An 11,868-nucleotide genomic window follows, 5' to 3' on the forward strand; every position below is an offset into this window, starting at 1 on the left:
TCGACGACTTCAACTACACCTCCCACACCGACCCGGCGATCGGTGCCCACGGCTGGAACGTGCGCTCCAACAGCGGAGGCCCCGGGGTTCCCGGCACCCGCCGACCGGGCCGGCGTACCGCCCGGCATCCGGACCGGCCGCCGGCCTCCCGACGCACGGACCGTACCCGCCTGCTGCGGCTCTTCTCGGTGATCGTGGCACTGATCGCGGTGGCGCTGGCCGGCCGCGCCCAGGACAGCGCCGGCTCACCGGCCGGCGACGGACAGGTGCCCGGGACGAACGCCACGGCGACGCAGGCCGCCCGCTCGGCCGCACAGACCCACCTCGGACTGCTCTCGGGCGGTGACTGGTCCACGGCCTGGGACGGATGGAGCAGCGGCGCCCAGCGTGACGTGCCACGGGACACCTACGTCCGTACGCACCGGATCTGCCGTCCCCTGCTCGCCGTCCCGCTGGAGACGGTACGGGCGGTCCCGCTGGACCGGCGCACCGTCGAGGTCGACTGGCGGGGCGGAGGCACCTCGGGCACCCTGCGCATGGTGTCCGAGGGCGGCGGATGGCGCGTCGCACCGACCCGCGCGCAGCTGAGCCCCTACGCGGACGGACCCGGCGAAGCGGTCGCCGCACTGCGCCGCCGAGGCGAATGCCCACGCCAGGAGGCGGCCGGCCGGGCGCCGGGCCCCTCCTCAGCCGGTGCGTAGGCCGAGCCCGTAGAACTTCACCTCGTACGGGTCCGGTCCACTCGCCCTCACCGCCGAGGACCAGGGAAAGGGGGGCGCCGAGGCCCGCCGCCCGAGCCGTCCTCACGAGCAGCTCCGCGGCGGCGGACGCGTCGGCCTCTCCGGGGCCGCCGGCATCGATGTGCCACGGTGGGGCACCGCCGTCCGGCAGGAAGCCGTGCGTGTGCGGCAGCGCGGCGGCGGGCTGCCGGCCGAGCGCGGCGGCGTCCACGCTGTCCGGTGCGTAACACCTGATGTACAGCCGCCCGTCACACTCCACGTCGAACAGCATGGGGTGACCGGTGGTGCCCTTCACCGGCCCGTACAGGGGCATCGAGAAGCGCAGGCCGAGCGCGGCCGATTCGGCGGCCGGCGTGCCCGGGAAACCGGCCGGCACATCGCTGAGCGCCTCCCAGGACCACACCACCCAGGTCTCGGGGAGGTCCTCCTGGTCCACGTCCGCGAGGCGGTCCCGGACGCCGAAGAAGCCGGGGGATCCCCGGTCGCGGTAGGTCAGCCATGCGAACCGGGAAGTGACAAGGGTGATGCGCCCGAGCACCCATTCCGGTCCGGCCGCGCCGGCGCGCAGCTCGAGTGCGGCCGGACCGTTCTGCCGGCGGAGGTACGGCGTCCCCCAGGACTGCTCCACCACGTCGGTGAACGGAAGCAGCCCGCCGTAGGAGCCCGCGACGGTCGCGGCGCCGAGCACTTCGGTGACCGCGTCGGCCACCCGCCGGAACGCTGTCGCCTGGGCGAGCGCGTCGGGGGCGGCGCGGGCCACGGGCACCGCGAGTCCGGCGTACTCCTGCCCCCGCTTCTCGTCCGGCTCCCTGTCGGCCGGGACCGCGCGGGCGTCCCCGGCCCGCAGTCCGGTGAGCGCGCGGGGCCCCTCGGCCGTGTTCAGCCACGTCCACCCGGGCTCCCTCGGCCAGAGCCCGGAGGTCGCTCTCGTAGCAGCGCCCGCCCCACTCCACGCCCTCACCCGGGGCGAGGAGGCGCCGGGCCAGTGCCCCGGTCCCGGTAGCGCTCATGTGCGCGTCGAGCCCGGCAGTCACGACGTCTCCCCACTGATCATCACTGATCGTCCCCCGGCCGGACATCGTGCCCCACGGCTCTGACATCGCCGCGGACTCCCGCTCAGGCCGATGCGCGCCGCACCAGCTTGGTGCGCAGGATGACGTGGCGCCAGGCCGCGCTCGGCGCCTCGATGTCCTCCAGCAGCACCCGTGCCATGGCGCGGCCCATCTCCTCCACCGGCTGGCGCACGGTGGTCAGTTGCGGATCGGTGTGCTGGGCGAGGGGGGAGTCGTCGAACCCCACGACGGCCACGTCCTCGGGCACCCGGCGGCCCGCCGCGCGCAGGGTGTGCAGGGCGCCCGCGGCCATGATGTCGGAGGCGGCGAACACCGCGTCGAGATCCGGATGGCGGTGCAGGAGCTCGGCCATCGCCCGGCGTCCGCTCTCCTCGGTGAAGTCGCCCTGCGCGATCCACGACGGGTCCGCCTCCCCGAAGGACTGGCGCATCGCCTCCTGATAGCCGCGGAGCCGGCACTGCGCGACGTACATGTCCGGCGGGCCGGTGACCGTGGCGATGGCGCGCCGTCCCGAGTCCGCCAGGTAGCGCACCGCCGACCGGGCGCCGCCGACGTTGTCGGAGTCGACGTACGACACCGACTCGTCGCCGGAGCGCCGGCCGCTGAGCACGGTCGGCAGTTCCAGTTCGGCGAGCATGTCGGGGAGCGGGTCGCTGCCGTGCACGGACACCAGCAGCACCCCGTCCACCCGGCCGGCCCGCGCGTACTGCACGAATCGCTGCCGTTCCTTCTCGGTGCGCACCAGCGTGAGGAGCAACTGGATCTCGGTGTCGGCCAGCCCGGCGCCGACCGCGTGGACGATCTCGGAGAAGAACGGCTCCGCGAAGAAGCGCCGCTCTGTCTCCGTGATCACCAGCGCCACCGCGTCCGTACGGCTGCCGGCCAGCGCACGGGCGGCGTGGTTGGGGACGTAGCCCAGCTCGGCTATCGCCTGCTCGACCATCAGCCGTGTCTCGGTCCTCACGCCGGGCGCGTTGTTGATGACACGGGACACCGTGCCCCGCCCGACGCCCGCGAACGCGGCCACTTCCTCGAGCGTGGGCGGACCCGTGCGTCCTTTCGCCACCATCGCGTGCGACCTCCAGGAGCGATATTCCGGTCCCCGGATCACCTGTTGGCAGGGGGACAGTCACATCGAATCACCGGAAGCGCTCCCTCCCCAACCCGTTGATCGCATTCGTCGGCGCGTTCCTCGCGCTGTGGCGGGTTTCTGCCCCGATCTCGGGGCAGGGCCCTGTCGAGAGGGGGGCGGTCAGGAGATATCTTGATGTCAAGCAATGTTGCAGACGTGGAGCGGAGCACCCGGTGACTGACTCGACCATCATCTACACCCACACCGACGAGGCCCCGGCCCTGGCGACGTATTCGTTCTTGCCTGTGGTCGAGGCCTACGCCTCGACGGCCGGGGTCACGGTGGAGAGCCGCGACATCTCGCTGGCGGGGCGCATCATCGCCAGTTTCCCCGAGCACCTCAAGGAGAGCCAGCGCATCGAGGACGCGCTCGCCGAGCTCGGTGAACTGGCCAGGACGCCCGGCGCGAACATCATCAAGCTTCCGAACATCTCGGCCTCGATCCCGCAGCTGAAGGCCGCTGTCGCCGAGCTCCAGGAGCAGGGCTACGCGCTGCCGGACTACCCGGACGACCCGAAGACCGACGAGGACAGGGACGTCCGCGCGCGTTACGACAAGGTCAAGGGCAGCGCCGTCAACCCCGTGCTGCGCGAGGGAAACTCCGACCGCCGCGCCCCCGCTTCGGTCAAGAACTACGCCAGGAAGCACCCGCACCGCATGGGCGCCTGGACCGCCGACTCGAAGACGAACGTCGCGCACATGGACGCCGACGACTTCCGCTCCACCGAGAAGTCCGCCGTCATCTCCGAGGAGGGCTCCCTGCGCATCGAGCTCGTGGGTGACGACGGCGCCACGACCGTCCTGCGCGAGTCGGTGCCCGTCCAGGCCGGCGAGGTCGTCGACGCTGCCGTCATGCGCGTCGCGGCCCTGCGCGAGTTCTTCACGGCGCAGGTCGCCCGCGCCAAGGCCGAGGGCATCCTGTTCTCCGTGCACCTGAAGGCCACGATGATGAAGGTCTCCGACCCGATCATCTTCGGCCACGTGGTGCGCGCCTTCTTCCCGAAGACCTTCGCGAAGTACGGCGAGGCGCTCGTCGCCGCCGGTCTGTCGCCCAACGACGGCCTCGGCGGCATCCTCAAGGGCCTGGACTCGGTGCCGCACATCGGTGCCGAGATCAAGGCGTCCTTCGAGGCCGAGCTCGCCGAGGGCCCGGCCCTCGCCATGGTCGACTCCGACAAGGGCATCACCAACCTGCACGTACCGAGCGATGTCATCGTCGACGCCTCCATGCCGGCGATGATCCGCACCTCCGGCCACATGTGGGGCCCGGACGGCCAGGAGGCCGACACCCTCGCGGTCCTCCCGGACAGCAGCTACGCCGGCATCTACCAGGTCGTCATCGACGACTGCCGCGCGAACGGCGCGTTCGACCCGGCCACGATGGGCTCGGTGCCGAACGTCGGCCTGATGGCCCAGAAGGCCGAGGAGTACGGCAGCCACGACAAGACCTTCGAGATCCCGGCCACGGGCACCGTCCGGGTCGTCGACGCGGCCGGCAACGCCGTGCTGGAGCAGGCCGTCGGCGCGGGCGACATCTTCCGCATGTGCCAGACCAAGGACCTGCCGATCCAGGACTGGGTCAAGCTGGCCGTCACCCGCGCCCGCGCGACCGGCGTCCCGGCCGTCTTCTGGCTCGACGAGACCCGCGCGCACGACGCGCAGCTGATCGCCAAGGTCAGGACGTACCTCGCCGAGCACGACACCGAGGGCCTCCGGATCGAGATCATGTCGCCGGTCGAGGCGACCGCCTTCTCGCTGGAGCGCATCCGCCGCGGCGAGGACACGATCTCGGTCACCGGCAACGTCCTGCGTGACTACCTCACCGACCTGTTCCCGATCCTCGAGCTCGGCACGAGCGCGAAGATGCTGTCGGTCGTCCCGCTCATGAACGGCGGCGGCCTGTTCGAGACCGGCGCCGGCGGCTCCGCGCCCAAGCACGTCCAGCAGCTCGTCAAGGAGAACTACCTGCGCTGGGACAGCCTGGGCGAGTTCCTCGCGCTCGCGGTCAGCTTCGAGCACCTCGCGCAGACCACGGGCAACGCGCGCGCCCAGGTGCTCGCCGACACCCTCGACCGCGCGACGGCGACCTTCCTGGAGGAGGACAAGTCGCCGAGCCGCCGCCTCGGTGGCATCGACAACCGCGGCAGCCACTTCTACCTGTCGCTGTACTGGGCGCAGGAGCTGGCGAAGCAGACCGAGGACGCGCAGCTCGCCGAGGCGTTCGCCGCTCTCGCCGCGACGCTGGCCGAGCAGGAGCGGACCATCGTCGACGAGCTGATCGCGGTGCAGGGCTCGCCGGCCGACATCGGCGGCTACTACCGGCCCGACGCGGCCAAGGCCGAGGCCGTGATGCGCCCGTCGAAGACCTTCAACCAGGCCATCGCGACCCTCGCCTGACGCGACGGCGCCGCTTCGGACCGTTCTTGGTCCTGTTCCGCCCCGGCCGACGTCCCACGTCGGCCGGGGCGGTCTTGTCCTCAGAGGACTCAGAGGACTCAGAGGACTCAGAGGACTCAGGGGCCTCGGGCGGACTCGGGCGGGCTCAGGCAGGTGAGCCGCCGGGCCCGAGCTGCTGGATACGGCTGCCGAGTTCGCGCTGGTAGAAGTCGATGAAGCCGTCGGGGTCGGGCCCGGCGTTCTGCATGACCAGCCGGTCGAAGCCCGCGTCGACGAACTGCTGCGCCACCTCGACGTACCGGGCGGGGTCCGTACCGCACGCGAACTTCCCGAGGATGTCCTCCTCGCGCACGGTCGTGGTCGCCGCGTCGAAGTTGACCGGGTTGGGCAGTTCGCTCATGACCTTCCACCCGGTCACGGCCCAGCGCGACGTCTCCAGGGCGGCCTTCGCCGCGGTGCGCTCGTCGGGTGCCCAGGCCATCGGGACCTCCGCGTAGCGCGGGCCGCTGCCGCCCGCCTCCCGGTACTGCCGGACGATCTCGGGTTTGTCCTCGGTGGCGAACAGGCCGTCGCCCAGCTCCGCGGCGATCCGCGTCGACTCCCGCCCGCTCGCGGCGACCGCGATCAGCGGCAGTTCCTCCGGCAGGTCGAACACCCGGGCGTCCTCGAGCCGCAGGTGCTTTCCGTCGTACGACCGGTAACCGCCGCGCCACAGCAGCCGGATGATCTCCAGGGCCTCCCTGAGCATCTCGTGCCGCGTGCTGACGGCGTCCGGGAAGCCCCGGCCGACGACGTGCTCGTTCAGCCGCTCGCCCGAGCCGACGCCGAGAACGAAGCGGCCGTCCGACACCAGGGCGAGGGTCGCGGCGGCCTGGGCGATGATCGCCGGGTGGTAGCGCACGGTCGGGCACGTCACGCCGGTCGCCAGCCCGATCCGCGACGTCTTCGCCGCGATGCTGCCCAGTACGGTCCAGGCGAACGGCGAGTGGCCCTGGTTGTCGAGCCAGGGGTGGTAGTGGTCGCTGATCTCGACGAAGTCGAAGCCCGCCTGCTCCGCCAGCACGGCCTGCCGCACCAGTTCCGCCGGGCCGAACGCCTCGGCGGCGAGCTTGTAGCCAACTTTCATGTACTCCCTCATTTCCGCACGTAACCAACCCTTTGTCCGCGCAGAGGTACCCCCTCGGTCGGCGGCGGTAACGGTTCCGGTGTTTTGAGAGGGCCCTCCGGGTGTTACGCGTAACAGGGCGACGAAAACGACGAAGGCGACGGCGAACCGGCCAAGTGCGTCCGCACCGAGCTGGACTGTGCCGTCATCTGCCAGACCGCCGGCCGCGTGCTCTCCCGCCACACCGGCATGCGCGAGCACTGCCGCGTGGCCGGCGCCAGGAACCGGGCAATCGGATGATGCCGGTGCGGCGACGCCGTGGCGCTTTGGCGGCCGCCCGGGGCGGGCGTAGGAAGGGTGAGGGAGCCGGCCCGGGGTGGCGAAGCCCCGGGCGGCCCCCTTCGCGACGAGGACAGGAAGACGACACGTGACCACTGCCAGAGACATCATGACCGCCGGTACCGAGTGCATCGGCGCGGACGAGACGGTGCTGACCGCGGCCCGGAAGATGACCGAGCTGGGCGTGGGCGCCCTGCCGATCTGCGGGACCGACAACAAGCTCAAGGGCATGCTGACCGACCGCGACATCGTGGTGAAGGTCCTGGGGGCCGGCAAGGACCCCGCCAGGACCAACGCGGGGGAACTCGCGCAGGGGGAGGCGGTGACGATCGGCGCCGACGACGACGCCGGTGAGATCCTGCGCACGATGACCTCGCACAAGGTCCGGCGGCTGCCCGTGATCGACGGCCACGACCTCGTCGGCATCGTCGCCCAGGCCGATGTCGCCCGTGCCCTGCCCGACCCGCAGGTCGGCGACCTCCTCGAAGCCCTCTCCACGGACTGACCCCGACGGCCGCCGAAAGAGTCCACTTGTGCAAGATTGGACTTGGTGGGGCTTCGATTGGCCTCGCCACGGTTCGGGCATGCGCATTTGCGTCGTCGACGCCTTCACCGCTCGTCCGTTCGCCGGGAACCCGGCGGGTGTGTGTCTCCTGCCCGCCGGGGAGTGGCCCGAGGACGCGTGGATGCAGCAGGTCGCAGCCGAACTGAACCACTCGGAGACCGCCTTCGCCCTCCCGCTGCCCGACGGGGCCGAGACCGGCTGGGCGATCCGCTGGTCCGCCCCGCTCGTCGAGACCAACCTGTGCGGGCATGCCACACCGGCCACCGCACACGTGCTGCGCACCCGGCGGGGACTGACCGGTACCGTGCGCTTCAGCAGCCGCGAGAGCGGTGTCCTCCTCGCGCACACCGCCGCGGAAGGCGGCATCACGCTGGACTTCCCGGCCGCGCCGGGCTCCGAAGTGCCCGTACCCCGAGGACTGGCGCAGGCGCTCGGGGCCGAGCCCGAGGCCGCTTTCCGTACGGGCGCGCAGAGCGACCTGCTGACGGTCCTGCCCGACGAGGCCGCTGTCCGGGCCGTGGCCCCCGGCCTGGACGCGGTGGCCGCCCTGACGTGCCGCGAGGGCCTGCGGGGCGCCGCCGTCACCGTACCCCCGGCCGGGACCGGCCGGGGGTACGACTTCGTCTCCCGCTTCTTCTCGCCGGCGGAGGGCATCCTGGAGGATCCCGTCACGGGCAGCGCCCACACCGCGCTCGCCCCGTACTGGTCCGCGCGTCTCGGCCGCGACGGGCTCACCGGCCCGCAGGTCTCTGCGCGCGGCGGCCTGGTCCGTACGTCCGTGCGCGGGAACCGTGTTCATCTCAGCGGGAACGCCGCCACGGTGCTGGACGGCACGCTGCACGCCTGGGCCGGACGCCTCGTCCGCCGGCGTCCGGCCCGGGTGCGGGTGCAGGCGCTTCGGCGAAAGCGCCGGGTGCGGTCTTCAGGACTCCTTGCCCCGGCCGGACAGCGCGTCGCGCATCCGGTCCACGAGACCGACTCCGGGGGCGAGCAGCTTGTTCGCCGGCGGCTTGTCGGGAGCGGAGGGGTGCGGACGGGTCGGCGCCGACTTCTTGGCCTGCCGGACCTTGTCGCCCAGGTCGTTCAGCGCCTCGGCGGAGCAGGCTTCGCGCAGCCGGGGGAAGAGGTTGTTCTCCTCGTCCATGATGTGCGTTCTGATCTCCGTCATCAGCTTGCCGACCAGAATGTCGAACTGCGGGTCTTCCGCCTCGCAGCTCTCCAGGTCCTTCATGGTGCGCTCCGCGGCGGCGTGGTCCTCCAGCTCCCGGTCCGCGAGTGCGTCACCGTTCGGAACGTGCTTGCGGACCGCCGGGTAGAGGTACGCCTCCTCCGCGACCGAGTGCCGGACCAGTTCCATGGTGGCCTGGTCGGCGTACGTCTTCCGCCGGCTGTCGCCGGACGGCAGTTCCTCGATATTGGCGAACAGCTCCTCCACTTCCTGATGGTCGGTCATCAATTCCGCGATGACGTCTCCGCCGTGTCCCATGCTGTTGCTCCTCTGTGCGGTTTCGGTGGTTTCCCGGTCTTCCGGAATCCCGTGGTGATGTGACCCAGGCCACTGCCTCGTCGTGACCCGCATCATTTCCCCGGGGAAATTCGGCCGGTAGCGTTCCGGACTTCTCCCCCTCGCGAATTCGGACGGCCCGGCAGTGCCCGCAGATCTCTCCCCGCTGATAGCGGCGACCGCTCAGTGGCTGACCCGTGCCTATCCGCCGGGCGGCGGAGTGATGGACTCCGCTCTCTGCGAGGTGCAGGCGCGGCAGGCCGTGACGGTCGCGGCCTGGCTCCGCTACCCGACGCCGATGGACGCCGCGCTGGTCTCGGTCGCGGGGCCCGGAGGCTCTGCCCGGCTCGACTGGGTCACGGGTGCGGACGGCGCCGCGGCCGACGATCCGGACGGCTACGCGTGGCGTACGTGGGTCGACGAGGTCGTGGCGAGCTGGGCGGCCTGCCTGCTCAGCGCCCCGGGACTGGCCGGGGCCGCGGTGACCGCGCTTGCCGGGTCCCGGTACACGGAGGGCTCGCCCGTCGAGTTCCGGCGCCTGGTCGCGCCCGACGTACGGGACCGGCGGGCCGCCGCGCTCCTGCGCCACCCGGATCTCCTCGCGCCCGTGGCCGGGCTCCACCACGGCCTGCTCCTCGACCGTCTGAAGCCGGGACCGGCCCTGACGGTCTGAAGCCGGCGGGGCCGATGCCGGCGGCCTGAAGCCGGGACCGGCCCCTGATGGTCCGAGGCCCGGGCCGGCGCCACCGCCTGAGGCCCGGGCCGCATGGGCCGGCCGAAACGTCCGGACACCCGGTCCGGCGAGGTCAGGATTTCTTGCCGACTTCCCTGTTGACGGCCGCGGGGGAGTCGTACTCCTTCTCCGGCAGGGCGTCGAGCGCTTTCTCGATCTCCTCGCCGGCGCCGCTCTTCTTCGCCGTTTCGACGATGTCCTTCTTGGAGGCGGGATAACTCACGCCACCGAGGGACTTCTGCATTTCGATCGGGTTCACCTTCATGGGCCGATACATGCCCCGGCCCCCGGGTGTGAATACTCCGTGCCGAAGCTGTCACCGCGATGGAGCACAGCGCGCGGTCTTCGCTAGGCCTCGCGCCGGAGAGGGCCCCAGACGCCCTCCTGCCGGGCGACTTCCGCGGCGGCCTCCTCGATCACGCGTGTGTCGATCCAGCCGACCGGCTCGACGTCCCGGACCAGCGGCTCGTTGTCCGGCCCCCGGCCCGTCTCCTTCCCGCGCAGCGCCCAGGGACGTACGCCCGGCCCCTTCTCGCGGGGCAGGTGCGAGTAGTCGAACAGCCGGCGGGCCACCCACACCCGCACCGGCCGGTCCCCCCACCACGGCTCGACGCCCAGGGAGTTCGCGGACAGTCCCGGCATGGGAACGCCCGTGAGGTCGTCCCGGCTCGACGCCGACTTCAGGTCGGTCGCGGGGCCGCGTGACCAGCGTACGTACAGCCGGTCGTGCCGCCCGACGAGATCGGTCAGGTCATCGAGCGTGCGCAGAACGGGCAGCTCATCCGGGGTATCCATGCCAGCACTCACTCCTCGGCGCGTGTCTTTTGTCATCCATTGAGAACCGTAGGCATTCATGTGCTCAAAGGGGTAACCGGTAATCCATGGCAGCAAGCACGCGATACGCAGTTGCGGCTTCCGGGCAGTGGGTGGACGAGGAGGACGGCCGCAGGCTGCCCGCCGGTGAGGTGCACGCCTGGGAGCACGGCATGAACCAGACCGTGTGCGGCTTGTCCCTCAGCCGCTCGCAGCTGGGGCGCTTCGCACATGTCGTCTGGTCCGACATCCTCCCCGAATCCGGGGGCGCCGCGGACCGCGTCCAGCGGGTGTGTCCGCGCTGCGCGTCCGTCGCCGGGCGGCGGGGGAGCGACGCCCGCCCCACATGGCACCGGACCAACCCGCGGCCCTGAAGAACCGCCGGCCGCGGCCCCTCACTGTCCGTACATCACCCGAATGCCCTACATCACCGTGCCGCTCGCTCCGCCGGGACCGACTCTGATCGGAGGCCCGATCGCTCAGTCCGGAGGAGATGGACATGAACACCGCTTTCTCGCGCCGCTGGGAACACGCCGTCGTCACCGGCGGCGCGGGTTTCGTCGGCTCGCACCTGTGCACCGCGCTTCTGGACGCGGGCACCGCCGTCACCTGCGTGGACGACTTCAGTACCGGCCGGCCCGAGAACATAGCCGCGCTGCGCGACCGCCCCGGATTCACGCTGGTGCGGGCCAACGTCTCGGACCCGTTCACCGTCGACCGGCCGCCCGACCTCGTACTGCACTTCGCGTCCCCGGCGTCCCCGGCCGACTACCTGCGGCTGCCCCTGCACACGTTGGAGGCCGGCAGCCTCGGTACGCGCAACGCCCTGGCACTCGCCCACGGCGCCGGAGCCCGCTTCCTGCTCGCCTCCACCTCCGAGGTCTACGGCGACCCGCAGCAGCACCCGCAGAACGAGCGGTACTGGGGCAACGTGAACCCGGTCGGGCCGCGCAGCGTGTACGACGAGGCGAAGCGCTTCGGCGAGGCGCTGACCACCGCCCAGGCCGACGCCCACGGCACCGACACCGGCATCGTGCGGCTGTTCAACACCTACGGTCCCCGGATGCGCGGCTACGACGGCCGCGCCGTGCCGACCTTCATCCGCCAGGCCCTGGCCGGCGAGCCGCTCACCGTCACCGGTGACGGACTCCAGACGCGGTCGCTGTGCTACGTCGACGACACCGTGCGCGGCATCCTCGCGGCGGCGGCCCACGGGATGCGCGGCCCGGTCAACATCGGCAACCCCGCCGAGCTCACCATGCTCGAACTGGCACGGCTCGTCATCGGGTTCACCGGTTCCGCCTCCGAGATCCGCTTCATCGAACGGCCGACGGACGACCCCGCCGTGCGCTGCCCCGACATCACGCTGGCCCAGGACAAGCTCGAATGGGAACCGCGCGTGACCGCCGAAGAGGGCCTGCGGCGCACCATCGCCTGGTATCGCGCCCACACGGACAGCTGATCCGGC

At 71.7% G+C, this 11,868-nt stretch carries 11 protein-coding genes and 1 pseudogene; 7 read left to right on the top strand and 5 right to left on the bottom strand.

All coding sequences use genetic code 11. The features are described 5' to 3' along the window. Positions 1-701, top strand: a 701-nt coding sequence (locus ACWDZ4_RS25320) for a hypothetical protein (RefSeq protein WP_451510764.1), incomplete at its 5' end; no start/stop codon positions are given. A 1,155-nt stretch (positions 702-1,856) separates the two neighbouring features. Here the strand turns inward: ACWDZ4_RS25320 and ACWDZ4_RS25325 are convergent. Next, positions 1,857-2,882 carry a LacI family DNA-binding transcriptional regulator gene (locus tag ACWDZ4_RS25325; protein WP_451510680.1) on the bottom strand — a complete coding sequence of 342 codons (1,026 nt, stop codon included), beginning with the start codon at positions 2,880-2,882 and terminating at the stop codon, positions 1,857-1,859. Between the two features lie 236 nt (positions 2,883-3,118). Here ACWDZ4_RS25325 and ACWDZ4_RS25330 point away from each other — a divergent pair, with 236 nt between their 5' ends. Beyond that, a complete protein-coding gene (locus ACWDZ4_RS25330; protein WP_451510681.1) occupies positions 3,119-5,341 on the top strand; it encodes an NADP-dependent isocitrate dehydrogenase in 2,223 nt (740 codons plus the stop codon). 145 nt (positions 5,342-5,486) lie between these two features. On the opposite strand, the gene ACWDZ4_RS25335 is transcribed toward ACWDZ4_RS25330, so the two are convergent. Beyond that, entirely contained in the window at positions 5,487-6,467 is a 981-nt protein-coding gene (locus ACWDZ4_RS25335; RefSeq protein WP_451510682.1) for a TIGR03557 family F420-dependent LLM class oxidoreductase, read from the bottom strand. Between the two features lie 406 nt (positions 6,468-6,873). Here ACWDZ4_RS25335 and ACWDZ4_RS25340 point away from each other — a divergent pair, with 406 nt between their 5' ends. Next, positions 6,874-7,290: a CBS domain-containing protein gene (locus ACWDZ4_RS25340; RefSeq protein WP_451510683.1), complete on the top strand. Its 417-nt coding sequence runs from the start codon at positions 6,874-6,876 to the stop codon at positions 7,288-7,290. A gap of 79 nt (positions 7,291-7,369) precedes the next feature. Beyond that, positions 7,370-8,188: pseudogene (locus ACWDZ4_RS25345) on the top strand (PhzF family phenazine biosynthesis protein); the annotation flags it as partial. A gap of 84 nt (positions 8,189-8,272) precedes the next feature. On the opposite strand, the gene ACWDZ4_RS25350 reads toward ACWDZ4_RS25345, so the two are convergent. Further along, positions 8,273-8,836, bottom strand: coding sequence for a hemerythrin domain-containing protein (locus ACWDZ4_RS25350; protein ID WP_451510684.1), 564 nt, complete (start codon positions 8,834-8,836; stop codon positions 8,273-8,275). Between the two features lie 163 nt (positions 8,837-8,999). Here ACWDZ4_RS25350 and ACWDZ4_RS25355 point away from each other — a divergent pair, with 163 nt between their 5' ends. After that, positions 9,000-9,527, top strand: coding sequence for a hypothetical protein (locus tag ACWDZ4_RS25355; protein WP_451510685.1), 528 nt, complete (start codon positions 9,000-9,002; stop codon positions 9,525-9,527). Positions 9,528-9,660: 133 nt separating this feature from the next. Here the strand turns inward: ACWDZ4_RS25355 and ACWDZ4_RS25360 are convergent, their stop codons facing one another. Together ACWDZ4_RS25360 and ACWDZ4_RS25365 are read right to left on the bottom strand one after the other, a co-directional pair. Beyond that, positions 9,661-9,852 (bottom strand): DUF2795 domain-containing protein, encoded by a 192-nt coding sequence (locus tag ACWDZ4_RS25360; RefSeq protein WP_451510686.1) that lies wholly within the window; start codon positions 9,850-9,852, stop codon positions 9,661-9,663. An 83-nt stretch (positions 9,853-9,935) separates the two neighbouring features. Then, complete coding sequence (locus ACWDZ4_RS25365; protein ID WP_451510687.1) at positions 9,936-10,382, bottom strand: DUF6098 family protein; 447 nt, start codon at positions 10,380-10,382, stop codon at positions 9,936-9,938. 86 nt (positions 10,383-10,468) lie between these two features. On the opposite strand from ACWDZ4_RS25365, the gene ACWDZ4_RS25370 reads away from it, so the two are divergent. After that, complete coding sequence (locus ACWDZ4_RS25370; RefSeq protein WP_451510688.1) at positions 10,469-10,774, top strand: hypothetical protein; 306 nt, start codon at positions 10,469-10,471, stop codon at positions 10,772-10,774. Positions 10,775-10,899: 125 nt separating this feature from the next. Next, positions 10,900-11,862, top strand: coding sequence for an NAD-dependent epimerase/dehydratase family protein (locus ACWDZ4_RS25375; protein ID WP_451510689.1), 963 nt, complete (start codon positions 10,900-10,902; stop codon positions 11,860-11,862). The last annotated feature ends 6 nt before the right edge of the window (positions 11,863-11,868 follow it).

This window comes from Streptomyces sp. NPDC003016 (assembly GCF_053591455.1).

Coding starts and splice junctions, on each gene's coding strand:
- ACWDZ4_RS25325 (WP_451510680.1), bottom strand. CDS start 2,882: ATGGTGGCGAAAGGACGCACGGGTCCGCCCACGCTCGAGGAAGTGGCC.
- ACWDZ4_RS25335 (WP_451510682.1), bottom strand. CDS start 6,467: ATGAAAGTTGGCTACAAGCTCGCCGCCGAGGCGTTCGGCCCGGCGGAA.
- ACWDZ4_RS25350 (WP_451510684.1), bottom strand. CDS start 8,836: ATGGGACACGGCGGAGACGTCATCGCGGAATTGATGACCGACCATCAG.
- ACWDZ4_RS25360 (WP_451510686.1), bottom strand. CDS start 9,852: ATGAAGGTGAACCCGATCGAAATGCAGAAGTCCCTCGGTGGCGTGAGT.
- ACWDZ4_RS25365 (WP_451510687.1), bottom strand. CDS start 10,382: ATGGATACCCCGGATGAGCTGCCCGTTCTGCGCACGCTCGATGACCTG.
- ACWDZ4_RS25370 (WP_451510688.1), top strand. CDS start 10,469: ATGGCAGCAAGCACGCGATACGCAGTTGCGGCTTCCGGGCAGTGGGTG.
- ACWDZ4_RS25375 (WP_451510689.1), top strand. CDS start 10,900: ATGAACACCGCTTTCTCGCGCCGCTGGGAACACGCCGTCGTCACCGGC.